This window comes from Arenimonas donghaensis DSM 18148 = HO3-R19 (assembly GCF_000743535.1).
In the GTDB taxonomy this organism is placed as follows: Bacteria; Pseudomonadota; Gammaproteobacteria; order Xanthomonadales; family Xanthomonadaceae; genus Arenimonas; species Arenimonas donghaensis.
Genome location: NZ_AVCJ01000012.1, coordinates 33,710 through 59,369, shown reverse-complemented (window position 1 = coordinate 59,369; position 25,660 = coordinate 33,710). Strand labels below are relative to the sequence as shown.

General features: G+C 68.8%; 25 protein-coding genes. 12 read left to right on the top strand and 13 right to left on the bottom strand.

Annotated elements, in window-relative coordinates; genetic code table 11:
• Positions 1-33 precede the first annotated feature (33 nt).
• Both N788_RS13880 and N788_RS06585 read right to left on the bottom strand, forming a co-directional pair.
• The gene (locus N788_RS13880) at positions 34-741 is read right to left on the bottom strand and encodes an alpha/beta fold hydrolase (RefSeq protein ID WP_051924444.1); all 708 of its coding nucleotides are present in this window, start codon (positions 739-741) and stop codon (positions 34-36) included.
• On the bottom strand, positions 734-1,162 hold the full coding sequence (locus N788_RS06585) for an OsmC family protein (protein WP_034222704.1): 429 nt from the start codon (positions 1,160-1,162) through the stop codon (positions 734-736). Before N788_RS06585 ends, N788_RS13880 begins: the two co-directional genes overlap by 8 nt.
• Before the next feature lie 109 nt (positions 1,163-1,271).
• Between N788_RS06585 and N788_RS13875 the strand changes: the two genes are divergently transcribed.
• The 3 genes from N788_RS13875 to N788_RS06570 all read left to right on the top strand — a co-directional run bounded on the left by N788_RS13875 (position 1,272) and on the right by N788_RS06570 (position 5,886).
• Positions 1,272-3,131, top strand: a complete 1,860-nt coding sequence (locus tag N788_RS13875) for a sulfotransferase (protein ID WP_051924443.1) — start codon at positions 1,272-1,274, stop codon at positions 3,129-3,131.
• Positions 3,132-3,284: 153 nt separating this feature from the next.
• On the top strand, positions 3,285-5,321 hold the full coding sequence (gene fusA / locus N788_RS06575; protein ID WP_034222702.1) for an elongation factor G: 2,037 nt from the start codon (positions 3,285-3,287) through the stop codon (positions 5,319-5,321).
• A gap of 52 nt (positions 5,322-5,373) precedes the next feature.
• Complete coding sequence (locus tag N788_RS06570) at positions 5,374-5,886, top strand: pilin (RefSeq protein ID WP_152560405.1); 513 nt, start codon at positions 5,374-5,376, stop codon at positions 5,884-5,886.
• 10 nt (positions 5,887-5,896) lie between these two features.
• On the opposite strand, the gene N788_RS06565 is transcribed toward N788_RS06570, so the two are convergent.
• The 5 genes from N788_RS06565 to N788_RS06545 form a co-directional block, all read right to left on the bottom strand.
• Positions 5,897-6,889 (bottom strand): cytochrome d ubiquinol oxidase subunit II, encoded by a 993-nt coding sequence (locus N788_RS06565; RefSeq protein ID WP_034222697.1) that lies wholly within the window; start codon positions 6,887-6,889, stop codon positions 5,897-5,899.
• A gap of 9 nt (positions 6,890-6,898) precedes the next feature.
• Complete coding sequence (locus N788_RS06560; protein ID WP_034222695.1) at positions 6,899-8,257, bottom strand: cytochrome ubiquinol oxidase subunit I; 1,359 nt, start codon at positions 8,255-8,257, stop codon at positions 6,899-6,901.
• Complete coding sequence (locus N788_RS06555) at positions 8,257-8,841, bottom strand: GbsR/MarR family transcriptional regulator (RefSeq protein WP_034222693.1); 585 nt, start codon at positions 8,839-8,841, stop codon at positions 8,257-8,259. Before N788_RS06555 ends, N788_RS06560 begins: the two co-directional genes overlap by 1 nt.
• A 179-nt stretch (positions 8,842-9,020) precedes the next feature.
• Positions 9,021-11,252: a carbohydrate binding family 9 domain-containing protein gene (locus N788_RS06550; RefSeq protein ID WP_034222691.1), complete on the bottom strand. Its 2,232-nt coding sequence runs from the start codon at positions 11,250-11,252 to the stop codon at positions 9,021-9,023.
• 138 nt (positions 11,253-11,390) lie between these two features.
• Entirely contained in the window at positions 11,391-11,870 is a 480-nt protein-coding gene (locus N788_RS06545; RefSeq protein WP_034222689.1) for an SET domain-containing protein, read from the bottom strand.
• Positions 11,871-11,984: 114 nt separating this feature from the next.
• On the opposite strand from N788_RS06545, the gene N788_RS06540 reads away from it, so the two are divergent.
• From N788_RS06540 to N788_RS06510, 7 genes are all read left to right on the top strand, one after another.
• Complete coding sequence (locus tag N788_RS06540) at positions 11,985-12,434, top strand: SUF system Fe-S cluster assembly regulator (RefSeq protein WP_034222686.1); 450 nt, start codon at positions 11,985-11,987, stop codon at positions 12,432-12,434.
• A 1-nt stretch (position 12,435) separates the two neighbouring features.
• A complete protein-coding gene (gene sufB / locus N788_RS06535; RefSeq protein WP_034222683.1) occupies positions 12,436-13,878 on the top strand; it encodes a Fe-S cluster assembly protein SufB in 1,443 nt (480 codons plus the stop codon).
• 94 nt (positions 13,879-13,972) lie between these two features.
• Positions 13,973-14,743, top strand: coding sequence for a Fe-S cluster assembly ATPase SufC (sufC, locus tag N788_RS06530; protein ID WP_034222680.1), 771 nt, complete (start codon positions 13,973-13,975; stop codon positions 14,741-14,743).
• The gene (gene sufD / locus N788_RS06525) at positions 14,740-16,041 is read left to right on the top strand and encodes a Fe-S cluster assembly protein SufD (RefSeq protein ID WP_051924442.1); all 1,302 of its coding nucleotides are present in this window, start codon (positions 14,740-14,742) and stop codon (positions 16,039-16,041) included. Before sufC ends, sufD begins: the two co-directional genes overlap by 4 nt.
• Positions 16,038-17,267, top strand: a complete 1,230-nt coding sequence (locus tag N788_RS06520; RefSeq protein WP_034222677.1) for a cysteine desulfurase — start codon at positions 16,038-16,040, stop codon at positions 17,265-17,267. Before sufD ends, N788_RS06520 begins: the two co-directional genes overlap by 4 nt.
• A 24-nt stretch (positions 17,268-17,291) precedes the next feature.
• Complete coding sequence (locus N788_RS06515; protein ID WP_051924441.1) at positions 17,292-17,861, top strand: GNAT family N-acetyltransferase; 570 nt, start codon at positions 17,292-17,294, stop codon at positions 17,859-17,861.
• Entirely contained in the window at positions 17,858-18,172 is a 315-nt protein-coding gene (locus N788_RS06510) for a non-heme iron oxygenase ferredoxin subunit (protein ID WP_034222675.1), read from the top strand. The genes N788_RS06515 and N788_RS06510 overlap by 4 nt, the downstream gene beginning before the upstream one ends.
• Positions 18,173-18,403: 231 nt before the next feature.
• On the opposite strand, the gene N788_RS06505 is transcribed toward N788_RS06510, so the two are convergent.
• The 5 genes from N788_RS06505 to N788_RS06485 all read right to left on the bottom strand — a co-directional run bounded on the left by N788_RS06505 (position 18,404) and on the right by N788_RS06485 (position 21,466).
• Positions 18,404-19,135 carry a hypothetical protein gene (locus N788_RS06505; protein ID WP_152560404.1) on the bottom strand — a complete coding sequence of 244 codons (732 nt, stop codon included), beginning with the start codon at positions 19,133-19,135 and terminating at the stop codon, positions 18,404-18,406.
• A 369-nt stretch (positions 19,136-19,504) separates the two neighbouring features.
• The gene (locus N788_RS06500) at positions 19,505-20,098 is read right to left on the bottom strand and encodes a HutD/Ves family protein (RefSeq protein ID WP_034222669.1); all 594 of its coding nucleotides are present in this window, start codon (positions 20,096-20,098) and stop codon (positions 19,505-19,507) included.
• On the bottom strand, positions 20,098-20,562 hold the full coding sequence (locus tag N788_RS06495; RefSeq protein WP_034222667.1) for an SET domain-containing protein-lysine N-methyltransferase: 465 nt from the start codon (positions 20,560-20,562) through the stop codon (positions 20,098-20,100). Before N788_RS06495 ends, N788_RS06500 begins: the two co-directional genes overlap by 1 nt.
• 24 nt (positions 20,563-20,586) lie before the next feature.
• Positions 20,587-21,087 carry an REP-associated tyrosine transposase gene (locus N788_RS06490; protein ID WP_051924440.1) on the bottom strand — a complete coding sequence of 167 codons (501 nt, stop codon included), beginning with the start codon at positions 21,085-21,087 and terminating at the stop codon, positions 20,587-20,589.
• 67 nt (positions 21,088-21,154) lie between these two features.
• Entirely contained in the window at positions 21,155-21,466 is a 312-nt protein-coding gene (locus N788_RS06485) for a ComEA family DNA-binding protein (RefSeq protein ID WP_034222666.1), read from the bottom strand.
• A gap of 204 nt (positions 21,467-21,670) precedes the next feature.
• On the opposite strand from N788_RS06485, the gene N788_RS06480 reads away from it, so the two are divergent.
• Positions 21,671-23,149 carry a M20 family metallopeptidase gene (locus N788_RS06480; protein ID WP_034222664.1) on the top strand — a complete coding sequence of 493 codons (1,479 nt, stop codon included), beginning with the start codon at positions 21,671-21,673 and terminating at the stop codon, positions 23,147-23,149.
• 27 nt (positions 23,150-23,176) lie between these two features.
• On the opposite strand, the gene N788_RS06475 is transcribed toward N788_RS06480, so the two are convergent.
• Positions 23,177-23,899, bottom strand: a complete 723-nt coding sequence (locus tag N788_RS06475) for a 2OG-Fe(II) oxygenase (protein WP_084695928.1) — start codon at positions 23,897-23,899, stop codon at positions 23,177-23,179.
• 63 nt (positions 23,900-23,962) lie between these two features.
• On the opposite strand from N788_RS06475, the gene N788_RS13870 reads away from it, so the two are divergent.
• The gene (locus N788_RS13870; protein WP_051924438.1) at positions 23,963-25,657 is read left to right on the top strand and encodes a tetratricopeptide repeat-containing sulfotransferase family protein; all 1,695 of its coding nucleotides are present in this window, start codon (positions 23,963-23,965) and stop codon (positions 25,655-25,657) included.
• Positions 25,658-25,660: the final 3 nt, after the last annotated feature.

The following is a 25,660-nucleotide window of genomic DNA, read 5'->3' as shown; positions in this document are numbered from 1 at the left end:
CGCAGCACGATATCGCTTTTCGCGGGAGGGACTTCAGTCCCGAACGGTTTCGGGACTGAAGTCCCTGCCGCAGGCGCAGGCCCAGTCCAGGACCCGGCCCGCCAGGCACGCCGCGTCGCGACCCAGCAGCGGGCCAGCATGGCTGCCCGGCAGCCGCCACGCCGTGGCCTTCCAGTCGTGCGCGAGCGCCAGGGAAGCAGCCGGCGGCACGTCGTCGTCGTGCTCGGATGCGATCACCAGCACGGGCACGCCGGGCCGCGGCACCGCGACGCCGGCCTGGGCCTGGTCGAGCGCGGCACCGGACTCGTCGCGCCAACGCCGGAAAGCGAACAGCGCCGCAGCGTCATCGGCATCCGGTAGCGCGCGGCGGGTTCCCGCCAGCGAAGCACCGCGGCGCCAGGGCACGATGGCCGGCCGCCGGGGCGCATCCGGCAGCCCCGCGGGTGGCATCGGGTTGAACAGCACCAGGGCGTCGGCGGCACCGGCATTCATCGCCGCCAGCAGCCCGCCCAGGCTGGCGCCGGCCAGCAGCCGTGGCCGCGGCACCGCGCCCAGCCAGCCGGCCACCTGCGCCGAGTAATCGGCCAGGGAGGTCGCCGCGAGTCCGTCGGGGCCGGCACGCAGGTCGGGCGCCGCGACGCAAAGGCCCGCGGCCTCGAACACGCGTGCCCACGCCCCCCACTCCCAGCCACCGGCACCGGCGCCGTGCACGAACACCGCGCCGCGCAGCGGCTCAGCCAAACGTGGCGTCCATGGTCACCGGGATGCCCAGGGCCTTGGAGATCACGCAGTTTTCCTTGGCGTTTTCGGCAAACCCGGCGAACTCCTCGGCGGAAATGCCCGGCACCTTGGCCGACACCGTCAGGTGCACGCCGGTGGCATGCGGACCCGGGGACATTTCCATCTGCACGTCGGCACGGGTGTCGATGCGCTCGGCGGTGTGGCCGGCGTTCTGCAGGATGAAGCTCAGGGCCATCGAGTAGCAGCCGGCGTGGGCGGCGGCCAGCAGTTCCTCCGGGTTCGAACCCTTTTCGTCACCGAAGCGGGTCTTGAACGAGTACCGGGTGCCGTCGAACAGGCCGCTCTGCGGCGTGCTCATCCGGCCCTGGCCGGTCTCGAGGTTGCCTTCCCAGTGGGCGGTGGCGTGGCGCTTGAATCCCATGCTGATTCTCCTGTCCGTGGGCCGCGTCGCGGCCGGAACCGCCAGTGTACGCCGGCCCGCCGCGGCGGCATTGGCTGCCCCGTCGCACGCCCGGTACCATGGGCGCGACATGAAACTCCAGGTCCCCTTCCTCCAGCTGCCGGTGTCCTTCGACGCCGAGGCCCTGGCCAGTGAAATCGCCCAGGTCGACGAATCGCACTGGCGACCGCATCCGAACAAGCTGCCCGGCAACAGCGCCCTTACCCTGGTCGCCACTGGTGGCGACCCGGACAACGACGACCTGGCCGGCGACATGCGCCCCACCCCGGCGCTCGAAAGCCTGCCGCGGGTGAAGGAAGTGCTGTCGGCGCTGGGCGCCACCTGGGGCCGGTCGCGGCTGATGCGCCTGTCGGGCCAGGCCGAAGTCACCGAACACGTGGACACCAACTACTACTGGCGCGAACGCATGCGCGTGCACGTGCCGGTGACCACGACGCCGGACGTACGCTTCCAGGTCGGTGGCAGCGAAACCAACATGAAGGCCGGCGAGTGCTGGATCTTCGACACCTGGTCGCGGCACCGCGTGCTCAACGGCAATGCCAGCACCCGCATCCACCTGGTCGCCGACACCGTCGGCGGCGCCGGGCTCTGGGACCTGATCGCGCGCGGCCGTCCCGCCGGGCGCAGCATTCCGGGCTGGCAGCCGCGGCCGGTGCCGCTGGCCGGCAAGGGCGACGTCGCCATCGACTTCGAAAACGTCAACCTGCCGGTGGTGATGACGCCCTGGGAGATCCGCGAACATTTCGTCTTCCTGCTCGGCGAAGCCGTGCCGCACCCGCGCCTGGCCGTGGTCCAGCAGGGCCTGGTCGACTTCTCGCGGCGCTGGCATGCGCTGTGGTCGGCGTTCGGGGAAACCAGCGCCGGCTGGCCGCGCTACCGCGAACTGCTGGAACAGGGCCGGGCCGACGCCCTGGCCCGCGGCGCCGGCGAAATCGGCCTGCGCAACGAAGTCGGGCTGATGTACATGCTCGACATGTACGTCTTCGGCGTGGCCCTGGGCGACCAGGGCAGCGCGATGCAGGTCGCGCGCAAGGACGTGCACGGCGACGCGCCGGCGCTGCCCGGCGCAGCGGCGCCGGCCGTCGTCAGGCGCGAGGCAACGGCGGCGAGCTTCGAACGCCCGGTGTTCATCGTCAGCCCGCCGCGTTCGGGTTCCACGCTCATGTTCGAGACCCTGGTCAAGGCGCCGGGCGTATTCAGCATCGGCAACGAGAGCCACAGCCTCATCGAAGGCGTACCCGGCCTGGCGCCGTCGCAGCGCGGCCATGATTCGAACCGGCTGCTCGCCGACGACGCGTCGCCGGAGGTGGTCGCGCAGCTGCGCCAGCGCTTCTTCGACGCGCTGCGCGACCGTAACGGCCACTCGCCCGGGAAGGCCGCGGTGCGCCTGCTGGAAAAAACCCCGAAAAACGCCCTGCGCATTCCCTTCCTGCGCAAGGTGTTCCCGGACGCCCGCTTCATCTACCTGCACCGCGACCCGCGCCAGGTGCTGGCCAGCATGATCGAAGGCTGGCAGTCCGGGCGCTTCGTCATGTACCCCAACCTGCCCGGCTGGCAGGGCCTGCCCTGGTCGTTCCTGCTGGTGCCCGGCTGGCGCGAGCTGTCGGGCAAGCCGCTGGCCGACGTCGTCACCGGGCAATGGGAAACCGCCACCCGCCTGTTGCTCGACGACCTCCAGGCCCTGGACGGCGCCGACTGGACGGGCATCGACCACGACCGCTTCCTGGCCGACCCGCAGGGCACCGTGGAACGGCTGGGCGCCTGGGCCGGCTGGGGCTGGGACCGCGACCTGGGCGGCGTCCTGCCGCTGTCCCGCTACACACTCACGACGCCGGCCCCGGACAAGTGGCGCAAGCACGCCGCCGACATCGAACCGCGCCTGGCGGCCATCCAGGCCACCGTCGACCGGGCGGCCCGCGCCGCCGGTTGACCCGGGCCGGCGGGAGTAGGAGGCTAGTCGCCCCGGCCCCGGCCGGGCGTCCGCCATGACCGACGCGCGGTCGCGTTCGACGACCGAAAAGGCAGCGCCATCGCGCCGCCGACCATGACGGCCCAACCACCCACCCTCGGGAGGAACGGCCTCATGTCGTACAGCACAGCGCAAATCCGCAACGTGGCCCTGGCAGGCCACTCCGGCGCCGGCAAGACCACCCTGTTCGAAGCCCTGCTGTTTGCCGGCGGCGCGATTCCCGCAGCAGGCAGCCTGGAACGCGGCAGCACGGTGTCGGACTTCGATCCGATGGAAAAGGCCCGCGGTCATTCGCTCAACACCGCCATCGCCAGCACCGACCACGCCGGCATCCACGTCAACCTGATCGACACCCCGGGCTATCCCGACTTCCGCGGACCCAGCCTGTCGGCGTTCTCGGCGGTGGAAACGGTGGCCGTGGTGGTCAACGCCGCCACCGGCGTCGAATACGGCACCCGCCGGATGATGGAGTACGCCCGGGCCCGCAACCTGTGCCGGGTGCTGGTGGTCAACAAGATCGACGTCGACCCCGGCCACCTGCCGGTGTTGCTCGAGGAACTGCGCGACGCCTTCGGCCCCGAATGCCTGCCGATCAACCTGCCCGCCGACAAGGGCACGCGGGTGGTCGACTGTTTCTTCAATCCCGAAGGCGACTCCGACCTGGGCCCGGTGGCCGATGCCCACCAGCGCATCGTCGACCAGGTGGTGGAGATCAACGAACAAGTGATGGAGCGCTACCTGGAAGACGGCGAGGAAGGCCTGTCCGGGCAGGCGCTGCACGACGCCTTCGAACAGTGCCTGCGCGAGGGCCACCTGGTGCCGGTGTGCTTCGTGTCGGCGCGCAACGGCGTCGGGGTGACCGAGCTGCTGGACCTGGCGGAGAAACTTTTTCCCAATCCGATGGAAGGCAACCCGCCGCCGTTCGAGAAGAACGGCCAGCCCTTCGCGGCCCAGCCCGACCCCGACGCCCACGTGGTCGCCGACGTGTTCAAGATCGTCAACGACCCCTTCGTCGGGAAACTGAGCGTGTTCCGGGTGTTCCAGGGCACGGTGCGCAGGGACAGCCAGCTGTTCATCGACGATGGCCGCAAGCCGTTCAAGGTGGGGCATCTTTTCAAGCTGCAGGGCAAGGACCACGTCGAGGTCGACCAGGCCCTGCCCGGCGACATCGCCGCGGTGGCCAAGGTGGACGATATCCACTTCGATGCCGTCTTGCACGACAGCCACGACGAGGACGACATCCGGCTCAAGCCGCTGGATTTCCCGAAGCCGATGTTCGGGCTGGCCATCGAAGCCGCCACCCGCGGCCAGGAGCAGAAGCTCGCCACGACCCTGCACAAGCTGGCCGAGGAGGACCCGGGTTTCCTGGTCGAGCACAACACCGAACTCAACGAAACCGTCATCCGCGGACTGGGCGAACTGCACCTGCGGGTGATGCTCGAACGCATCCGCGAGCGCTACGGCGTCGACGTGGCCACGCATCCCCCGCGCATCGCCTACCGCGAGACCATCGGCGCCCAGGCCGAGGGCCACTACCGGCACAAGAAACAGACCGGCGGCGCCGGCCAGTTCGGCGAGGTTTTCCTGCGCATCGAACCGCTCGAGCGCGGCAAGGGCTTCGAGTTCGTCGATGCGGTGAAGGGCGGCACCATCCCCGGCCAGTTCATCCCGGCCGTGGAAAAGGGCGTGCGCCAGGTGCTCGACGGCGGCGCCATCGCCGGCTACCAGCTGCAGGACGTGCGCGTGACCGTGTACGACGGCAAGTATCACAGCGTCGACTCCAAGGAAGTCGCCTTCGTCGCGGCCGGCAAGAAGGCCTTCCTGGACGCGATCCTCAAGGCGCGGCCGCAGGTGCTCGAGCCCATCGTCGACCTGGTGGTGGCGGTGCCCGAGGAACACATGGGCGACATCACCGGCCAGCTCGCCGGCAAGCGCGCGCGCATCCACGGCACCGACGCCGGTCGCGGCGGCGAAATGCTGGTCAAGGCGCAGGTGCCGCTGTCGGAACTGGGCGACTACGCCACCGAACTCAAGGGCGCCACCGCCGGCCGCGGCCGCTACGAGCTCGAGTTCAGCCACTACGAGCCCGTGCCCGGTGCCGTGCAAAAGCAGCTGGTGGAGGCCTACCGGCCTCGACACGACGACGACTGATGCCGGTTAGACTGCTGGCGCGGCCACGTCGGCCGCGCCGGTGAAGGCACGGATGAAACGCGTTGCGCCCCTCTACGTCGCGCTGGTACTGAGCGTCCTGCTGGCCCTGGTGGCCTACCGGGTGTCGGTGCACTACGCCACGCTGCCAGACCTCGAGCCGCAGGTCCCGGTGAAGGCCGCGCCGGCAAACCGGCCCGCTCCGATGCCGATGGAAACCACGCCACTGGGTCCCGGGCCACTGTCGCCGGACCAGGCCCAGGCCGCCGACGCGATCGAGCGCGCACGCCCGATCCAGGAAGCCGTGGACGCGTTTTATGCCGCCCAGGGCACCTGGCCGCGCAACCTGGCCCAGCTGGGCCTGGGCATCCCCGACGACCATGCCGGCGGCCCCGTGGCCAGCATCACCGTGCAGCCCTTCGGCCAGGTGGCGATCCTGGTCAAGCCGCACGTGGCGCGCAGCGGCGTCATCCGGCTCACGCCGACCGTGCGCGCCGACGGCAGCCTGGAATGGAACTGCCGCGCCAGCAACTACGCCGCGGCCACCAGGCTGTCGAGCTGCCGCTGACCGGCCCGGGTCACTCGTAGCTCAGTTCGGTGTCCCGGCCCCAGAACACCCGGTAGGCGAACACCGTGTAGCCGATGATCATCGGCAGCGTCACCAGCGCGCCGGCCAGGATGATCTTGAGTGAACCCGGCGCGGCGGCCGCGTCCCAGAACACGATCTGGTCGATCACCAGGTAGGGATAGACGCTGTAGGCGAGGCCGCCGAAGGCCAGCACGAACATGCCGATCGCCGCCGCGAACGGCACCCAGTCGCGGCCCTTGCCGCCACGCCGGATGCGGCGCAGGTGGCTCTCGCAGATCGCGAACAGGCCGGCCGTCAGCAGCGGCACCGGCATCAGCAGGAAGAAGTTGGGCAGCGCGAACCACTTCTCGAAGATGCGCGGCGATACGAAGGGCGTCGCCACCGACACCGCGGCGATGCCCAGCCCGGTCAGCCACAGCGCCCACCAGCCCCAGCCGGCCGCCTGCCGGATCAGCGGCCCCTGCATCTTCATCAGCAGCCAGGTCGCGCCCAGCAACGCATAACCCGCCGCCAGGCACAGCGCGATGAAGGCGGCGAACAGCATCGGCACCGCGCCCGGTTCGAAGCCCAGCACGTAGCGCCCGACCATGTAACCCTGCGCCAGCGCCGCCGCCAGCGAGCCGACGCTGAAGGCGGCGTTCCACAGCGCCCGGTGTTCGTCGTGCGCCTTGGCGCGGAAATCAAAGGCGACGCCGCGCAGGATCAGGCCCAGCAGCATCACCAGCACCGGCAGGTACAGCGCGCCCAGGATGACGCCGTGTGCCACCGGGAAGGCGACCAGCAGCAGCCCGACGCCCAGCACCAGCCAGGTTTCGTTGGCGTCCCAGAACGGGCCGATGGAGGCGACCATGCGGTCCTTGCCCGGACCGTCGGCGAAAGGCACCAGCAGGCCCACGCCCAGGTCGTAGCCGTCGAGCACCACGTAGACCAGCATGGCCAGGGCCATCAGGCCCATGAAGATCAGCGGCAGCCAGGCATCCATGGAGCCTCCTCAGGATTCGTCGGGTTCGCCGCGCGCGGCGGTGATGGGGGGCGCGACCGTGCTGCCACTCTTGCGGGCCAGGTGGAACAGCACCGACACGTAGGCCAGCAGCAGGACCAGGTAGATGATCAGGTAGGCACTGAGGCTGAGCCCGACGATCGGCGCCGGCGTCGCCGACACCGCGTCGGCGGTGCGCAGCACGCCGGTCACCAGCCAGGGCTGGCGGCCGATCTCGGTGACGTACCAGCCGGCGAGCGTCGCCACCCAGCCCGAAAAGGTCATGCCCACCAGCACGCGCGCCAGCCAGGGCGACGGCTCGCCGCGGCGACGCAGCTGCCAGGCCGCCAGCCAGGACACCAGCAGCATCAGCACGCCGACGCCGACCATGACCCGGAAACCCCAGAACACCGCCAGCACCGGCGGGTGGTCCTCGAAGCTGTCCAGCCCCTTGAGCTCGCCGTCGAGCTTGTGGGTGAGGATCAGCGCCGCCAGCCCGGGCACGCCGATGGCGTAGTCGTTGCGTCGGTCGACTTCGTTCGGCCAGCCGAACAGCAGGGCCGGCGCGCCGCGCTCGTCCTCCCAGATGCCTTCCATGGCCGCGATCTTGGCCGGCTGGTGTTCGAGCGTGTTCAGGCCGTGCATGTCGCCGGCCAGGATCTGCGCCGGGATCAGCACGGCGGCCATCACCACGCCGGTGCGCAAGGTCGCGAGCACGTCGGCGCCGCGGTCGCCGCGCAGCCACCGAAAGGCCGACAGCCCCGCCAGCAGGAAAGCCACGGTCAGTCCCGAGGCTAGCAGCATGTGCACCAGGCGGTAGGGGAAGGACGGATTGAAGACCACCGCCCACCAGTCGGTCGGGTGCACGATGCCATCGATGAGTTCGAAGCCGACCGGCGTCTGCATCCAGGAGTTGAGCGCCAGGATCCAGAACGCCGACATCGTCGTGCCTGCGGCCACCAGCACCGTCGCCAGGGTGTGCAGGCGCTCGCCGACGCGCTTGCGGCCAAACAGCATGATGCCCAGGAAGCTGGCTTCCAGGAAAAATGCCGTCAGTACTTCATAGGCCAACAGGGGCCCGGCGATGTTGCCGACGGTGTTCATGTAGCCCGGCCAGTTGGTGCCGAACTGGAAACTCATGGTCACGCCACTGACCACGCCCATGCCGAAGCTGAGCGCGAACACCTTCACCCAGAAGAAGTACGAAGACAGCCATTTTTCATCGCCGGTGCGCAGGTAGCGCAGCTTGAAGAACAGCAGCACCCAGGCCAGGGCGATGGTGATGGTGGGAAACAGGATGTGGAAACTGATGTTGGCCGCGAACTGCACCCGCGCCAGCATCAGGGCGTCCATGGCGCCGCCGGCGTCCATCAGCGCGTCTCCCCGGCGGCCGCGTCCGGTGGTGCCGGGGCCGGTCCGCCCAGCAGGCGCTCCTTCATGTCCAGCAACTTGGTGGCGGTGGTGCCCAGGGCCATCAACTTCTCGAGGGTGGCCGGGGACAGCTTGCGCACCTCGGCGAACCAGTCGGTCAGCTGCTCGATCAGGTCGTGCATCTCGCGCATGCGTGCCTGGGCGTGCCGCTCCTCGGGCGAATCCGGGGTTTCGAGCAAGGCGTCGCGCAGCATCGACAGCGTCGGGTCGACTTCGCGCCGCTGGCGCTCCTCGGCCAGGGTCTTGAAGATCGCCCAGACGTCCTCGGGCGCGGTGTAGAAGTCGCGGCGATCGCCGGGCTGGTGGCTCAGGCGCACCAGGCGCCAGGAGGAGAGCTCCTTGAGGCCCATGCTGACGTTCGAACGGCTGACGCCCAGGCGGTCGGTGATCTCGTCGGCGGTCAGCGGCCGGGCCGAGATGAACAGCACGGCGTAGATCTGCCCCACGGTCCGGTTGATGCCCCAACGGCTGCCCATTTCACCAAAATGCAGCACGAAAGCCTGGCTGAGCGGGGGAAGGTCCACGGCGATGCCTCAGGTTTCAGAAATTTCTGAAACATTAGACCTAGATCAGGGCGGGCCCGCAAGCCGTGTGGCAGGGCCATTCAGCCAGGCATCACTCCCGCCCGGTCCCGAGGCAGTCCCTGTGGGAGGGACCTCAGTCCCTGTGGAAGGGACTTCAGTCCCGAACGAGGAAGGCCACCTCAGTTGGCGAACCGGTAGCTGAGCTTGATGAGCAGCTGCTCGGCATCACGCAGGCTGGTGGCGTCGCCCAGCAGGTCGGCCAGCGACCGGCTGCCCTCCTCGAGCAGCGCCCCGCCCCGGCCATAGACCACGTACAGGTCCGACAGCGGCGCGAGTTCGTAGCGGTAGCGGATCTGGAAGCCCAGGTTGGCCAGGCTGAAGTCCGGAATCGGGTCGCTCGTCGGCACCGGCTGCCCGCCCGGCCCCACCTGCCAAGCCTGGCGCAGCCGGGCATCGAGTGCGATCGACTCCAGCTTCACCCGCAGCTCCTGCCGGTGTCCCAGCTGCCACTGCAGGTTCAGGCCGGCGCGCACCGTATCGGCCCGGAAACTGCCCAGCCGGGTGCCGCCGCGCCACAGCAGCCAGTCCGGGTTGTGCTGCAGCGCCAGGTTGCCCTGCAGCGACAGGCTGTCGCTCAGGTGCAGGGTCGGCTGGACCGTCAGCTGCAGCCCCATGACGCTGGCACCGTCCAGGCCTTCGCCGGCGGCGCGCGCCGAACCGTAGAACGCCCAGGGGCCGCGGCGCGGGCGCGAGCGTTCCCAGAACAGGTAGAGCTTTTCGGGCATACGGACGACGCCGTTGCCGCGGGTGATCAGGTCGTCGTGGCCGCTGGACCAGGCCGACACATCCCAGAACTCGCTGCCGCCGTCGCGGCGCTCGGCATAACGATTGATCGCCGCGGCCTCGGCGATCACCGTGCCCTGCCCGTTGCGGCGGTTCGACACCGCCCAGCGGGTTTCCCAGGACGCATAGCGCGAGCCCGGCGCGAAGTCGCTGCGGCGGCGCGCCAGTTCGTAGCGCAGGTAATTGAAGTTGTTGCGATCGAGGTAGCCGATATCGTTGAGCTGCAGCTCGTCGCCCAGGTGCAGGACGTAGAACTGCTGGCGCCAGCCGTCCCCCAGCGCCTGGTCTGCGCGCAGCTGCCAGCCAAAGTCGTCGCTGCGCTCCCCGGACTGGTCCACCGACGAGGCCACGGCCTGGGTGCGCACCACCCAGGCTGGGGTCGGCGTCCACAGGTGGTCGACCGAATAGACCGTGGCAGTCCGGTCCAGGAAAGGCCGGTCGACGTGCGTGAGCATGGTGCCCAGGTCCTGGGCGCCGAAGTCGCGGGTGGCACGCAGCGCGAAGAAGTCGCGACCCGCCTCGTCGCCCTCGGCCGCGGCCAGGACGCCGTAGCGCACCTGGCCCAGGCTGCCGTTGAGTTTGACCGCGGCGGTGACGTCGCCCGAACCACTGCCGTCGTCCGCCCGCCCGCCGATGCGTCGTGTGTAGAGCAGGCGGCTGTTGCCGGCGCCGAAAGGCACGTCGAACAGGCCCTGGTTCTCGGTGAAGAACGGCCGCTTGTCGCCGAAGAAGGTTTCAACCGCGCCGAAGTTGACCACCAGGTCGTCGCTTTCGACCTGGCCGAAGTCGGGATTGATCGTCGCCGACAGCTGGAACTGGCCGTTGGGCTTCCAGAAGATGTCGGCGCCGGCATCGAAGTCGCTGCCGCCGCCGACGGCGTCGTGCACGCCGACCACGTAGGGTGTCACCGCCAGCAGCGACTGTTCGTAGTGCGGCACCTGCACCTTGTGGAAGGCGGACAGGAAACTCGGGTTCTGGTAGCTGATGAAGGGCCAGCCGTAACGTTCGCCGGTACTGCCGACCACGCGGTCGAGATAGATGCCCAGGGTGCGTTCGCCGCCTTCGGGCCGCGCCATGGGCGCCACGTGCCAGGGCACCAGCATCTCCACCGACCAGCCCTGTTCGTCCTGCTGCACCGCGCGGTGCCAGTGCCCGTCCCAGTCGGTGTTGAAGTTGCGTTCGCTGGTGATGACCTCGTCGCTGATGCCGCCGGCCACCGTCACCATGAAGTCGTAGCCGGTGCGGCCGTCGCCGTCGAAGTCCACCATCAGGTTCACCCGGTCCAGGGCGCCGCCCTGGTCGCGACGGGTGCGCTGGGTGGTGCGCGGCACACCCGGCGGCTGCTCGGCGCGGAAGGCGACGGCCAGGCCCTGCGGCGTGGCCAGCAGCCATGCCTCGGTGCGCAGCGCCGGCTCGGCGCGGTCGATGGGCTGGACGCGGACGAAGTCGGTGATGTGGCGCGCCTGCGCCCATTCGGCCGGGTCGATGCGCCCGTCAACGGTGATGGCGGCGGCGGGCAGGCTGGCGACGGCCAGGGCCAGCCCCAAGGGGAGGCGTAAAGGGTTCATTGCAGGACCGGAGACGTGACGCGGCATGCTGGCGTAATCGGCCAGCGGGGCGTGAGGGCCGTAAGTAACCCCCGTGGGAGGGACTTCAGTCCCGAACGGCTTTCGGGACTGAAGTCCCTCCCACAGGGGCTGCAGCGGTCAGGCTTTCTTCTTTTTCTTGGGCTGGAGCATGGTGCCCGTGCACTTGGGCGAACCGCAGCGACAGGCCCAGATGGCCTTCTGCTTGGCGGTGTGGGCCTCGACCAGGGTGATGCCGTAGTTGTAGGCCAGCTCCTCGCCCGGGGCGATGTCGCGCATGGCCTCGATGTAGATCCGGTCCTTGCGCTTCTTGCCGCTGGCGCTTTCCTCGTAGACCGCTTCGCAGTTGGGGTCGCAGCTGTGGTTGATCCAGCGGGCGACGTTGCCCTCGACATTGGCGTCGATCACGTATTTGTCGTTGAGCGTGAACAGGAAAGTATGGCCGTCGTCCGGGACCTCGGCATAAAACTCGTCGGCCTCGTCGTGGGTGCGCAGCAGGCCCTTGTAACGCACGATCCGCTCGCCCTTGGCGATGGCGGCCGTGGCGAAGACGCCGTTGCCGTGGATTTCCGAACGGCGGGCTTCGATCTTCTTGGGCATGCGGTGGTCCTGGCACTTTCGGGGCCCGCATTGTCCCCGAACCCCGCCCCGGTTCCCAGCCCGGGACCAAAAGAGTACAATTTCGGTCCTGATTACACCGCCAGGCCGACGCCCATGCTTCGCGTCACCAAGCTAACCGACTACGCCACCGTCATCCTGGTCGCCCTGGCCCGGGCGCCGGAGCGCGTGCATTCCTCGGCCGAACTGGCTGAGCTGGCGCACCTCGAGCCCCCGACGGTGGCCAAGGTGCTCAAGCCGCTGGCCCACGCCGGGCTGGTGGAAAGTTTTCGCGGCGCAAGCGGTGGCTACCGCCTGGCGCGCCCGGCCGCCGACATCCCGCTGATCGCGGTGGTCGAGGCCATCGAAGGCCCCCTGGGCATGACCGAATGTTCCGGCGAGCACTCGAGCTGCGAACACGAACCCCACTGCGGCGTCCAGAGCCACTGGCGCCGCATCAATGACGTCATCGCCGAGGCGCTTGGCGGCATCACCCTGGCCCAGATGCTGCCGGCCCCGCCGGCGCGCAAGGCCATTCCACTTCGCCTGGCCCCGGCAGGAGGCTGACATGGCCGTAGAAAACCAGCAGATCCACGAACGCCTGGCGCGTCGCTACGACGCCGGCTTCATCACCAACATCGAGTCCGACACCTTCCCGCCGGGCTTGAACGAGGACGTCATCATCGCGCTTTCCGCCAAGAAGGAAGAGCCCGAGTGGATGACGCAGTGGCGCCTGGACGCCTACCGGCACTTCCTCACCATGCCGATGCCGGACTGGGCCAAGCTCGAGATCGCGCCGATCGACCTGCAGGCGCTGAGCTACTTCAGCGCGCCCAAGGGCCCGAAATACAAGTCGCTGTCGGAAGTGCCGCAGGAACTGCTCGACACCTACGACAAGCTCGGCGTGCCGCTGCACGAGCGCGCCAAGCTCGCCGGCGTCGCCGTGGACGCGGTGTTCGACTCCGTGTCGGTCGGCACCACCTTCCGCAAGGAGCTGGCCGAGAAGGGCGTGATCTTCTGCTCGATGTCCGAGGCCATCAAGGACCACCCGGAACTGGTGCGCCAGTACCTGGGCAGCGTGGTGCCCACCGGCGACAACTACTTCGCGGCGCTCAATTCGGCGGTGTTCTCCGACGGCAGTTTCGTCTACATCCCCAAGGGCGTGCGCTGCCCGATGGAGCTGAGCACCTACTTCCGCATCAACGCCGGCCACACCGGCCAGTTCGAGCGCACGCTGATCATCTGCGAGGAAAAGGGCCACGTGTCCTACCTCGAGGGCTGCACCGCGCCGCAGCGCGACGAAAACCAGCTGCACGCGGCCGTGGTCGAGCTGGTGGCGATGGAAGACGCCGAGATCAAGTACTCGACGGTGCAGAACTGGTACCCGGGCGATGAAAACGGCAAGGGTGGCATCTACAACTTCGTCACCAAGCGCGGCGAGTGCCGCGGCGCACGTTCGAAGATCTCCTGGACCCAGGTCGAGACTGGTTCGGCGATCACCTGGAAATACCCCAGCTGCGTGCTCAAGGGCGACGACTCGGTCGGCGAGTTCTATTCCGTGGCACTGACCCACCATCGCCAGCAGGCCGACACCGGTACCAAGATGATCCACCTGGGCAAGAACACCAAGTCCAAGATCATCTCCAAGGGCATCAGCGCCGGCCGCGGCCAGAACACCTACCGCGGCCTGGTGAAGGTGGAAAAAACCGCCGCCAACGCCCGCAACTACACCCAGTGCGACAGCCTGCTGATCGGCAAGAAGTGCGGCGCGCACACCTTCCCCTACATCGAGGTCAAGCACCCGACGGCGACGGTCGAACACGAGGCCACCACCTCGAAGATCAGCGAGGACCAGCTGTTCTACTGCCGCAGCCGCGGCATCGGCGAAGAAGACGCGGTTTCGATGATCGTCGACGGCTTCTGCCGTCAGGTCTTCCGCGAACTGCCGATGGAGTTCGCCGTGGAAGCCAAGAAGCTGCTTGAAGTCTCGCTCGAAGGCGCCGTCGGCTAGCCCCCCCTGTAGGAGGGACTTCAGTCCCGAAGCTCTTCGCGAAAAACTTCGGGACTGAAGTCCCTCCCACAAGAACAGAAACCTGGAAACTGAAATGCTCAAGATCCACAACCTCCACGTAAGCATCGGCGGCAAGGAAATCCTCAAGGGCCTCAGCCTTGAACTGGCCCCTGGCCAGGTGCACGCCATCATGGGCCCCAACGGCGCCGGCAAGTCCACGCTGGGCAACGTCCTGGCCGGCCGCGAGGGTTACGAGGTCACGCAGGGTTCGATCGAACTCGAGGGCCGCGACCTGCTGGCGCTCGAGCCCGAGGAGCGGGCCGCCGCCGGCGTCTTCCTGGCCTTCCAGTACCCGGTGGAAATCCCCGGCGTGAACAACACCTATTTCCTGCGCACCGCGCTCAACGCCCAGCGCAAGGCGCGCGGCGAGGGCGAACTCGACTCGATGCAGTTCCTCAAGCGCGTGCGCGAGAAGCTGTCGGTGCTCGACCTCAAGGACGAGCTGCTGCACCGCGGCGTCAACGAAGGCTTCAGCGGCGGCGAGAAGAAGCGCAACGAAATCTTCCAGCTGGCCCTGCTCGAACCGAAGCTGGCGATCCTGGACGAAACCGACTCCGGCCTGGACATCGACGCGCTCAAGGCCGTGGCCGACGGCGTCAACCTGATGCGCTCGCCCGAGCGCGCCTTCCTGGTCATCACCCACTACCAGCGCCTGCTCGACTACATCAAGCCCGACGTCGTGCACGTACTGGCCGATGGCCGCATCGTCGAATCCGGCGGCCCGGAACTGGCGCTCGAGCTCGAAGCCCACGGCTACGCCTGGGTGAAGGACCGGATCGCGCCGCAGGCGACCGCCACGCCATGAGCACGCTGGTCGACACCTTCCGCGAAAGCTTCGAGGCGCTGCCGCCCGCACTGGTGGACGCGCAGGGCCTGGGTGAGGCCCGCCGCGCCGCGATGGCCGCGGTGCTGGCCGACGGCCTGCCCGGCGCCCGCGTCGAAGCCTGGAAATACACCTCGCTGCGCGCGCTCTCGGCCCGTGGCTTCGCCCACGACGCGGCCGCCGTGGACCTCGACCCGGCGCTGCTTGCCCATATCCCGGCGCCGCGACTGGTCTTCGTCAACGGTCGTTTCGACGCTGGCGCGAGCCAGCTCGACGCACTGCCTGACGGCGTCGAGCTGCGCCCGCTCTCGCAGGCCCTGGCCGGCGACGACCCGCGCGCGGTGTCGGTGCTGGGCCGGCGCTTCGACCGTGCCGACGAACCCTTCGCCCGCTTCAACGCCGCGCTCGCCACCGAAGGCATGCTGCTGCGCGTGCACGCCGACGTCATGGTGACGGCGCCGCTGCACCTGGTCTTCGTCGGCGCCCCCGGCGACAGCGACCAGGCCGCGCACCTGCGCCACCTGGTGGAGCTGCGCAAGGGCGCCTCGCTCACCCTGGTCGAACACCACCTCGGGGCCGGCGCGCACCGGAACCTGGTCAACCACCTCAGCCACGTGCACCTGGCCGCCGGCGCCCGCCTGCGCCACGCCCGCCTGCAGGACGAAGACGGCGGCGCCAGCCTGCTCAGCCGCACCGACGCCGTGCTGGCGTCGGCGACCGAATACCGGCGCGTCGACCTCGAACTGGGCGCCGCGCTGTCCCGGCACGAATTCAACGTCGACCTGCAGGGCGACGGCGCCGCGCTGCACGCCGGTGGCGTGCTGCTCGCCGACGGCCGCCGCCATGTCGACACCCGTCTGGGCATCCGCCACCAGGCCACCAACACCCGCTGCGAACTGCCCTGGCGCGGCCTGGCCGACCAGCGCGGCCGCGTGGTTTTCCACGGCGGCATCCAGATCCAGGCCGGCGCCGACGGCAGCGAGGCCGAGCTGTCGAACAAGAACCTGCTGCTCTCAGACTCGGCTGAAATCGACAGCCAGCCCGTGCTGGTGATCAACGCCGACGAGGTCAAGGCCGCGCACGGCGCCACCGTCGGCCGCCTGGACGAAACCGCGCTGTTCTACCTGCGCAGCCGCGGCCTGCCCGCGGCCCAGGCGCGGGTGTTGCTGATGCAGGCCTTCCTGCGCGAAGCCCTGGGCGTGCTGGACGCCGGCGAGCTGGCGAAGTCGCTGGGCGACACGATGGCCCGCCGGCTCGGCCACGAAGGCAGCCCGGAATGACCGCCGCCGGCCGCCCCGACTGGCTGCGCCTGCGCGCCGACTTCCCGGTGCTCACCCGCCAGGTGCACGGCAAGCCGCTGGTCTACCTGGATTCGGCCAACACCTCGCAGAAGCCGCAGCCGGTCATCCGGGCGATGGACGAGTTCTACCGCGAACACAACGCCAATGTCTCGCGCGCCGTGCATGCGCTGGGTAGCGAGGCCACGGAGGCCTACGAAGGGGCGCGCCGACGCCTGGCGGGTTTCGTCAATGTTCCGCCGGACGAACTGGTGCTGACGTCCGGCACGACCTTCGGCATCAACCTGGTCGCCTACAGCTGGGCCCTGCCGCGACTGGGGCCGGGCGACGTCATCCTGCTCACGCGCATGGAGCACCACGCCAACATCGTGCCCTGGCAGCTGGTCTGCGAGCGTACGGGCGCGAAGATCCGCGTGGTCGACATCACCCCGGACGGCGCGCTCGACCTCGACGACCTGCGCAGCAAGCTCACCGGCGACGTGAAGCTGCTGGCCTTCACCCACGTCTCGAACGTGCTGGGCACGGTGAACCCGGTGGCCGACATCTGCCGCATGGCGCGCAAGCTGGGCGTCGTCACCGTGATCGACGGCTCGCAGGCGCTGCCGCACCGCTCGGTCGACATCCCGGTGCTGGGCTGCGACTTCTACGCCTTCACCGGCCACAAGATGCTCGGCCCCACCGGCACCGGCGGGCTCTGGGCACGCCGCCAGCACCTGCGCGAGATGCCGCCGTTCCTCGGCGGCGGCGAGATGATCAAGGAAGTCAGCTTCGAGGGCACGGTCTACAACGAGCCGCCGCACAAGTTCGAGGCCGGCACCCCGAACATCGCCGGCGTCGTCGGCCTCGGCGCGGCCGCCGACTACCTCGCGGAGATCGGCATGGCCGAAATCGAGGCGCGGGAACAGGCGCTGCTGGCCGTTGCCACCGAGCGGCTGTCGGCCATTCCCGGCCTGCGCATCTTCGGCACCGCGCCGGGCAAGGCCGCGGTCATCAGCTTCCTGGTCGAAGGCGCCCACGCCCACGACCTGGCCACCCTGCTCGACCTCGAGGGCATCGCGGTGCGTTCGGGCCACCACTGCGCCCACCCGCTGATGGCCCACTTCGGCGTGCCGGCCACCTGCCGCGCCTCGCTGGCCTTCTACAACACCCACGTTGAAATCGAGAAGCTCGCGGCCGGCATCGAAAAGGTCCGCAAGCTGCTGCTCTGAGCCCCACCTGCCCGGCGAGCCGACATGAATAGCCAAGCCACTGACGCCGCCGAAGGCGGTGTGTCCCCGCCACCCGCCCTGGCCTTCCGTGCCGCGACGCCGGCCGACGCCGCCGCGATCGTGGCCCTGGTCGAATCCGCCTACCGCGGTGACGCCAGCCGCGTCGGCTGGACCACCGAAGCCGACCTGCTCGACGGTCGCCGTACCGGGGCCGACGACGTGCTCGCGCAGATCGGCCGTCCGCAGAGCCGAATGCTGCTGGCCGAGCGCACCGGCGAGCTGCTCGCCTGCGCACACGTGGCCGTCGAGGGCGGCGCCGGGTATTTCGGCATGTTCTCGGTGCGGCCGGGCTTGCAGGGCGGCGGCATCGGCGGCCGGGTGCTGGCCGAGGCCGAGCGCATCGCCCGCGACGAGTTCGGCATGGCGGTGATGCGCATGACGGTGATCGACCTGCGCGAGGAGCTCATCGCCTGGTACGAACGCCGCGGCTACCGCCGCACCGGCATCAAGAAGCCGTTCCCCTACGGCGACGAGCGCTTCGGCCTGCCGCGGCGGGACGACCTTCGTTTTGAAGTCCTGGAGAAAACGCTGTGAACGATTGGGTCCGCGTCTGCGCCACGTCCGAACTCCTGCCCGGCGAATCCGCCGTGGCCTGGGACGGCGACACGCCGATCCTGGTGGTCAACCTCGACGGTGAGTTCTACGCCGTCGAAGACAAGTGCACGCATGAAGACTTCGAACTCAGCGCCGGCGCCATCGACGGCGGCCAGGTCGAATGCACCCTGCATGGCGCCCGCTTCGACCTGCGCACCGGCGAGGCCCTGTGCCCGCCCGCCTATTCGCCGGTGCCCCGCTTCCCGGTGAAGCTCGAAGGCGGCGCCGTCTGGACCCGCGACGACCGCTGACCCCTGCCACCCTGTGGGCGGGACTCCACCCCCAAAACCCCTACCCCACCTGTAGGAGCGCCTTCAGGCGCGAATCTTTGCCCTCGCCCATAACGCAAGCAACCCAGCACGTGGTCAAGTCGCAGGTAGAGGCATCGCCTTCCGCTTCCGGCCAGAAGCGGAATTGGCATCAAGTATGAATCGCCACGTGACGCCGCATTGAACACACACCTGGGGTCCACAAACGAGAGATCACCGGCGCTCATCCCGAAAGCGAATATCGACGATCTTGATCTCAGCAGCGCCCTCCTTCCATTCTGAGGGCACTGACTTCGCTGCATAGAACCTGCCCCGCTCTAGCTGCCAGATGTAACCGGGCTTTAGCGGCTTGTTGTCCCCGGACAGGTTGTATTCCGAGACAAAGATCGGGGAATAGTCCTCCTCGGCAATCACTGAGCCTGTTGCATCTTTGAAAAGAACGACAATCTCGACACGATCTAACGTTCGATCACCATTATTCTTCATCTTGAAACTCACGCCGGGCACTCGACCGTCGAGCACCGAATCCATGTACTTTGCCTGGAAATCATAAAGCTCAATACTCTCGGCGATGTACTGTTCTTCAGGGGTTGGGCCGGGAGGAGGAGCGAACTCCTGCTCCTCCGTTGCGGGGGCAGATTCGGAAGCCGGTCGATCCGCTTCAGTCTTGCTAACCCCCTCCATTGCTTGCTGCGTTCGATACGCACCGAGCCCAATGCCAAGAACGAGCGGAATAGCGACCGAAAGCAGGAGGATGGATATTCCGTTGCCTAGTCGGCGCTGAGCGATCGCAACAATGCCAAGAACGAATGCCGCGAGGAAAAGTGGCAAGTACAGAAGGAAAGAAAGTAACGTCCAGACCATTAGTGCTGTGCCGAGCGCGATGCACACCCAGCCGCCTATGACTGCACCTTGATTCTGCGCAGTAGCTTGTTGATCTGCCATGCCTTGCTCCTCTTGGAGTCGACGAATTTTAGGAATCTAAGCTCAGTTCTAAGTGGAACCCATGTACCGCATGCTCGGAGGTTGCCGTCCAGCTATCCATCCAGCGTCCATGCCACTCTTGGATTGGCAATTCGATCATTTGAGGGCAGCTTAGGACCAACCGCCACGAGAAAATGTCTCATGAAAGCCATGGGACCGAACCCGGCGTGACTTGGCACCAACCTGATGCCTGGTTCGGGTCGAAAGCGGAAGGAGGCAGCTTGGACAACGCGGACCGGCGCTCTACTTGGCCAAAGGAAATCGCAGGAGCATCGGGACTGAAGTCCCTCCCACAGGGGTGGGAAAGGAGCTTCGCGCCTGAAGGCGCTCCTACAGGGCGGGGCGGGACTGTAGTTTGGCGAGAAGGAGCTCGCCGCCGCCGTCCAGGATCAGGCGCGAGGGACCCTCGTCGTCGGGGAGCAGCAGCACGCTGTCGGAACGCTCAAGCCGCAGCGGCCGCGCCAGGTCCTTGAACCAGGCCTGGCCGCGCAGCAGGTGCACGAGCCAGGTCGTGCCCGCTTCGCCGAAAAACACCATCGGTCCCACCAGTGGCCGGTGAAGCACCGTTGCCTCCAGGGCTTCGCGGCGCCAGATCAGGTTGAAGTCATGCGTCGGACCGGCGATCAGCTCGGCGCGCAGGGGGCGTTCGCCGGCGAAGCGGATCTTGTCGTGCGGCGGCAGCAGCGTCGTCGAATCCCCGTCTTCGAAGTGCAGGTGCATGCCCTCGCCGGCCATCAGCACCAGTTCGCGGTCGAAGCCCGGGAACGCCGAGAACGGCGCGTCCTGGTCGATTTCCGCGATCGACGCCCGCCAGACCCAGTCGGTGCTGCCCTCCGGATGGCGATGGATCTCGCGGGTCCAGCCGCGCTCGTTGCGCCAGCGTTCGCGGCGGTATTCATGCGCGGGCAGGTGCAGGAGCCGCATCAGCCAGCCTGCAGCGCCACCAGGGCGCGACTGGACAAGGCCAGGGACTCGGCCCAGGAGTAGCCGACGATTTCGCGCCCGGTTCCGGCATCGCGGAACACCTCGGCCTCGCCTTCGGGCAGCAGGTGCCGGTAGTCCACCGTCAGTTCCTCGCCCGCCGCCAGGTCGCGCGCGGCGAAGATGAAGCCCAGGTGCCACAGGCCATTGGGTTCGAAGCTGTGGTTGACGTAACACTCGTCCGGCCAGTCCAGGCTGACCGTGCACTGGTCTTCGAACCAGCGCACGCTGGCCGCCATCGCGGCTTCGGCATCTGGTCGCTCGCGGATCTCGCGCCAGGCCCAGGTGCCGCGGATGTCGTCGGGTGCGACCACCACCCGGCCCCGCGCCACCGGCGCCTGCAGGAACAGGCCCTTGCCGGCACCCGGGATGGACGAGGCATCGATGCGGTAAGGCGGCAGGATCATGCCCCGCAGTCTATCGCAGCCGGTTCAGGGCTCGGTGCCGTCGAGCCAGGCGGTATTCCAGTAGGCGTAGTCACCCAGCCGCCGGACCAGGCCGGCGCGCAGCGGCAGGCCCACCAGGTGCCGGGCAGCGTCCATGGCCGGCTCGGCCTTGCCCAGCACCCGGTCGGTGAAACCCTTGGCCCACAGCCAGCCATTGACCCGGTGCCTGTCCTCGACCGCACGTGAGGTAAGCGATTTGAAGCGGCCCACCAGCGTCGACAGGCTGTCGCGCTCGCCAAGGGTGACCAGCCCCTGCCAATGGTCGGGCATCAGCACCCAGGCCAGGACCGCGCTGTCCCGCCACGGCCACTGCGCGGTGTGCACCCGGCAAACGGCACGCGCGGCGTCGTCGTCGGTGAATACCGGCCGTCGGTACAGGGTGGCGACCGACAACAGGTAGGTCTGTCCCGGGACCGAACGTCGTTCCAGGCGGACGCGACGGAAGCCGGCGGCGGGCCGGTCGTGCACCGGCAGCGAAGGAGGCATGGCGGGCTCCAGGGTAAAAAGGGCCCGGCACGGGCCGGGCCAAGGGGGTCCACGCGGGGATGCGGGTTCAGTCGGAGGCGGCCGCGGGGGCCGGCGCCCGGGCCGCGCCGGCGCCGACCTCGATGCGGTCGCGATTGGCTTCCACCAGGGCCAGGCCGATGCCCTTGACCTCGACCAGTTCCTCGGCGCTGCGAAAGGCGCCGTGCTTGTTGCGATGGCTGACGATGGCCTCGGCCTTGCTGGGCCCGACGCCGTCGAGCACGCGATCGAGGGTGGCGGCATCGGCGTTGTTGATGTCCACCTTTTCGGCGGCCAACGCGCCACCGGAAAGCAAGGCGCACAGCAGCAGCGGGGACAGCAGTGAAAGGGTCTTGTTCATGGCGGTTCCTTGGTTTGGGCTGGCGCCGCGCCGGACTGGCGACGGCAGGCAAAGTCTGCGCACCGGCCGGGGCCGGGCCCATCGCCATTCCGCCCCGGGCGGGTTCGGGACATGCCGCCGGCGGGTGTCGGCGGCTTCCTACCCCGCCTGCGGCCCTACCCGGGAAAGCGTTAAAATCACTGCCCGGCCGCAACAAGGAACCCCATGGACACCGCCAAGACCGAACGCTTCGTCGCCGATACCTGGGACGGCGACATCGTCCCCCAGCTGGTCGAGTACATCCGCATCCCCAACAAGTCGCCGATGTTCGACGCGCAGTGGCGCGAGAACGGCTACATGGACGATGCCGTCAAGCTGCTCGCCGGCTGGGCCAGGGCGCAGCCGATCAAGGGCATGAGCGTGGAAGTGGTGGAGCTCGAAGGCCGCACCCCGCTCATCTACATCGAAGTGCCGGGCCAGGGCGACGACTGCGTGCTGCTCTACGGCCATCTCGACAAGCAGCCGGAAATGACCGGCTGGGCCGACGACCTCGGCCCCTGGAAGCCGGTGCTCAAGGGCGACAAGCTCTATGGCCGCGGCGGCGCCGACGACGGCTACGCGCTCTACGGCTCGCTCACCGCCATCCGCGTGCTCCAGGAACAGGGCCTGCCGCACGCCCGCTGCGTCATCCTCATCGAGGCCTGCGAAGAATCAGGCAGCTACGACCTGCCCCATTACGTTGACCACCTGGCCGACCGCATCGGCCGGCCCTCGCTGGTGGTCTGCCTGGATTCGGGCTGCGCCAACTACGACCAGCTCTGGTGCACCACCTCGCTGCGCGGCCTGGCCGGCGGCAACCTCAAGGTCAGCGTGCTCAGCGAAGGCGTGCACAGCGGCGACGCCAGCGGCATTGTGCCCTCGAGCTTCCGCATCCTTCGCCAGCTGCTGTCGCGCCTGGAAGACGAAGCCACCGGCAAGATCGTGGTCGAAGACCTGTTCGTCGACATCCCCGACGAGCGCCGCCGGCAGGCGCAGCGCGCCTCGGAAGTGCTGGGCACCGAAATCTGGGACAAGTTCCCGTTCCTGCCCGGCATGACGCCGATGAACGCCGACCTCACCGAACTGGTCCTCAACCGCACCTGGCGCCCGGCGCTGTCGGTCACCGGCGTCGACGGCATGCCCTCGCTGTCGAGCGCCGGCAACGTGCTGCGTCCGCACACCGCGGTGAAGCTGAGCCTGCGCCTGCCGCCCACGCTCGAACCCAAGCGCGCCGGTGAAGTGCTGCGCCGCGTGCTCGAAGCCAATCCGCCCAACGGCTGCAAGGTGGAAGTGGAGCTGGAAAAAGCCAGCACCGGCTGGAACGCACCGGCCCTGGCGCCGTGGCTCGAGCACGCCATCGACCAGGCCAGCCAGGAATACTTCGGCGCTCCGGCCATGTACATGGGCGAAGGCGGCACCATTCCTTTCATGGGCATGCTGGGCGAGAAGTTCCCCGGCGCGCAGTTCATGATCACCGGCGTGCTGGGCCCGCATTCGAACGCGCACGGTCCGAACGAGTTCCTGCACATCCCGACCGGCAAGCGGGTCACGTCGGCCGTGGCCAAGGTGATCGCGGAGCATTATGTCGCCGGCGAAAAGGGCCTCACGCGCGGCGTCGCGGCCCAGGCCGGCAACGCCCAGTTCGGCGACCACGGCTGCTGCTGAGGCGCCGGCGGCGCCCGCGGGCGATCCTTACGGGGTCGCCGGCGGCGCATGCCACCAGCCGGTGATCGCCAGCCGGGGCTCCTGCGCCCAGGGCGCGACCACGCCGACGAAGTGCTTCGCCGGCACCTTGAACAGGCTCAGCGAATTGAAGCGCGGCAGCATCGCGTCCAGGTGCTTGCCGTCTTCGTCGACGAAGTGCAGCAGCCCGCCCCAGTCCACCTCCCAGTTGCGCGAGAGGTTGAGCACGTAGGCATAACGCCGCGCCTCTTCCTCGTGGCGGTCGTCGTGCACGCGCAGGAACTGTCCCGGCAGGTAGCGGGTGGCCTGGGCACCCACCATCGCCAGCGAGGTGTCGCCGGTGAGTTCGCGGATGAATTCCAGGTAGGGCGGGCTGTTGAAGAACGCCAGCACCGCGTGCAGCAGCAGCTGCGGATCGCGGCCTTCGCGCATGGCTTCGACCATCAGGTAGCGGTCGTAGACGAAATGGAAGCCGGCGGCGGCGCGGCGATAGGCCTCGGGCGTGCGCTGGCGGGCGCTGTCGCCGGTCCAGGGCGGCGAATCGGGCTGGCCGCGCTCGGCCGTCGTCCAGGGCACCTCGCGGCGCAGGCAGTCGGCAAGGCGCTGCGCAGCGTCGGCCTGCAGGAACCCGGGGATCTGCACCCGGCCGGTCTGGGCCAGGCGCTGGCGGTAGGGGCTGATGTCTAGCTCGTTGCTGATCATGGGCGTCGCGACGGCGGGGTCATGGGCCATTCTAAGCCGCGACGACAAGCGCCGGGCGGTTAGACTGACCGCCCCGAGAGCCGCCCGTCCTGCATGAAGCCTTCCGCCACCGCCGTCGCCGACCAGGAAAAGCAGCAGGCCCACGCCGCCCTGCGCGCTGGCCGCGGCGACCTGGCGATACGGCACATGCAGCGCGCCTGCGAACTGGTGCCTGGCTCGTCGGCGCTGCGTTTTGAAACCGGCTGCCTGCTGGCGCACGTCGGCCGGGCCACCGAAGCCCTGGACCACTTCCAGGCCAGCGTCGAGCTCCAGCCCGATTTCGCCGAAGGCTGGCACTTCATCGGCCTCACCCTGGCTCGCGCCGGTCGGGCGGCCGAGGCCCTGGCGCCCCTGCGGCGCGCCCATGGCCTGGATCCCGGCAACATCCGGGTGCTTGAACGCCTGGCGCAACTGGAGTTCGACATCGGCGACCCCGCTGACGCCCTGCCCCTGTGGCGGGCGCTGGCGGCGAACCGGCCCGGCGACCCGGCCATCGAACTCAAACTGGGCGAGGTCCTGGCAAGGCTCGACCAGGCCGAAGCCGCCAGCGCGCTGTACGCGAAGGCGCTTGAGCGCGAACCGGCGTCGGCCGAGCTCTGGATGGCCTTCGCCCAGGCCGAGGAAATCTGCGGACGCCGGGACGGCGCCGAAACCGCCTACGAACGTGCGCTGTCGCTGCGGCCGGGCTGGGCGTTTCCGTTGGCCGGGCTGCTCGGCCTGCGCCGCGGCCAGGCCCCCGAGCCGCGGATCGCCGAAGCGCAGGCGGTCCTGGCCGACCCCGCGCGGCCCGACGACGAACGCGCCCTGGTCGGCTACGAGCTGGGCAAGGTCTACGACGGTCGCGGCGATTACCCGCAAGCCATGCAGGCCTGGCATGCGGCCAACGCCGCCCGCCGGCGGGCGCAGGGAGAGCCGGACGTCGAAGACCTCGCCCGTCGCGTGGACGCCAGCCTGGCCGTGTTCGACCGTGCGCTCTTCGAGCGGGCCGCCGGAACAGGCAACCCCGACGAGCGCCCGGTGTTCATCGTCGGCATGCCCCGCAGCGGCACGACCCTGCTCGAGCAGATGCTGGCCGCGCACCCGCGGGTGCATGGCGCCGGCGAACTGCCGGATGTCTCCCTGATCGCCCGCGCCCTGCCCTCGCGTCGCGGCCGGCCGCAGCAGTGGCCGCATATCCTCGAGGACATCACCCTCGAGTCGGTTCCCGCTGCCGCGCAGCGCTACCTGGCGGCGGCCCTTCGGCAGGCACCGGCGGACACCGCGCGGGTCATCGACAAATACCCGATGAATTACTACCTGCTTGGCCTGGTCGCGCTGATGTTTCCCAAGGCGCGGGTCATCTGGTGCCGGCGTGACCCGCGCGATGTCGCGATTTCCATTTATGGCGAGAACTTCGCCCTGGCCGAGCGCCTGGCCACGCGCCTGGACGGCATCGGCCACCTGGTGCGGCTGCAGTCCCGGATGATGCGTCACTGGCAGTCCGTGCTGTCGCTGCCGATCCTGGAAGTTCACTATGAAGAGGTCGCCGCCGACACCGAGGCCCAGGCGCGCCGGGCGCTCGACTTCCTGGGCCTGGACTGGGACCCGGCCTGCCTGGATTTCCATCGCAGCGAGCGCGGGGTACAGACGCCGAGCCGCTGGCAGGTGCGCCAGCCGGTGCACACGCGCTCGATCGGGCGCTGGCGGCACTATGCGTCGGAACTGGGTCCGCTGCTGGACGTGCTCGGCGACGCGCCCGGGGACGCCTGAGCC

Excerpts from the sequence above, each read along its gene's own strand:
- N788_RS13875 (WP_051924443.1), top strand. The coding sequence starts at position 1,272 with ATGAAACTCCAGGTCCCCTTCCTCCAGCTGCCGGTGTCCTTCGACGCC.
- N788_RS06540 (WP_034222686.1), top strand. The coding sequence starts at position 11,985 with ATGCTTCGCGTCACCAAGCTAACCGACTACGCCACCGTCATCCTGGTC.
- N788_RS06475 (WP_084695928.1), bottom strand. The coding sequence starts at position 23,899 with ATGGCCCATGACCCCGCCGTCGCGACGCCCATGATCAGCAACGAGCTA.
- N788_RS06570 (WP_152560405.1), top strand. The coding sequence starts at position 5,374 with ATGAAACGCGTTGCGCCCCTCTACGTCGCGCTGGTACTGAGCGTCCTG.
- N788_RS06485 (WP_034222666.1), bottom strand. The coding sequence starts at position 21,466 with ATGAACAAGACCCTTTCACTGCTGTCCCCGCTGCTGCTGTGCGCCTTG.
- N788_RS06560 (WP_034222695.1), bottom strand. The coding sequence starts at position 8,257 with ATGGACGCCGGCGGCGCCATGGACGCCCTGATGCTGGCGCGGGTGCAG.
- sufB (WP_034222683.1), top strand. The coding sequence starts at position 12,436 with ATGGCCGTAGAAAACCAGCAGATCCACGAACGCCTGGCGCGTCGCTAC.
- N788_RS06480 (WP_034222664.1), top strand. The coding sequence starts at position 21,671 with ATGGACACCGCCAAGACCGAACGCTTCGTCGCCGATACCTGGGACGGC.
- N788_RS13870 (WP_051924438.1), top strand. The coding sequence starts at position 23,963 with ATGAAGCCTTCCGCCACCGCCGTCGCCGACCAGGAAAAGCAGCAGGCC.
- fusA (WP_034222702.1), top strand. The coding sequence starts at position 3,285 with ATGTCGTACAGCACAGCGCAAATCCGCAACGTGGCCCTGGCAGGCCAC.
- N788_RS06545 (WP_034222689.1), bottom strand. The coding sequence starts at position 11,870 with ATGCCCAAGAAGATCGAAGCCCGCCGTTCGGAAATCCACGGCAACGGC.
- N788_RS06505 (WP_152560404.1), bottom strand. The coding sequence starts at position 19,135 with ATGGCAGATCAACAAGCTACTGCGCAGAATCAAGGTGCAGTCATAGGC.
- sufC (WP_034222680.1), top strand. The coding sequence starts at position 13,973 with ATGCTCAAGATCCACAACCTCCACGTAAGCATCGGCGGCAAGGAAATC.
- N788_RS06550 (WP_034222691.1), bottom strand. The coding sequence starts at position 11,252 with ATGAACCCTTTACGCCTCCCCTTGGGGCTGGCCCTGGCCGTCGCCAGC.
- N788_RS06490 (WP_051924440.1), bottom strand. The coding sequence starts at position 21,087 with ATGCCTCCTTCGCTGCCGGTGCACGACCGGCCCGCCGCCGGCTTCCGT.
- N788_RS06495 (WP_034222667.1), bottom strand. The coding sequence starts at position 20,562 with ATGATCCTGCCGCCTTACCGCATCGATGCCTCGTCCATCCCGGGTGCC.
- N788_RS06565 (WP_034222697.1), bottom strand. The coding sequence starts at position 6,889 with ATGGATGCCTGGCTGCCGCTGATCTTCATGGGCCTGATGGCCCTGGCC.
- N788_RS06585 (WP_034222704.1), bottom strand. The coding sequence starts at position 1,162 with ATGGGATTCAAGCGCCACGCCACCGCCCACTGGGAAGGCAACCTCGAG.
- N788_RS06515 (WP_051924441.1), top strand. The coding sequence starts at position 17,292 with ATGAATAGCCAAGCCACTGACGCCGCCGAAGGCGGTGTGTCCCCGCCA.
- sufD (WP_051924442.1), top strand. The coding sequence starts at position 14,740 with ATGAGCACGCTGGTCGACACCTTCCGCGAAAGCTTCGAGGCGCTGCCG.
- N788_RS06520 (WP_034222677.1), top strand. The coding sequence starts at position 16,038 with ATGACCGCCGCCGGCCGCCCCGACTGGCTGCGCCTGCGCGCCGACTTC.
- N788_RS06500 (WP_034222669.1), bottom strand. The coding sequence starts at position 20,098 with ATGCGGCTCCTGCACCTGCCCGCGCATGAATACCGCCGCGAACGCTGG.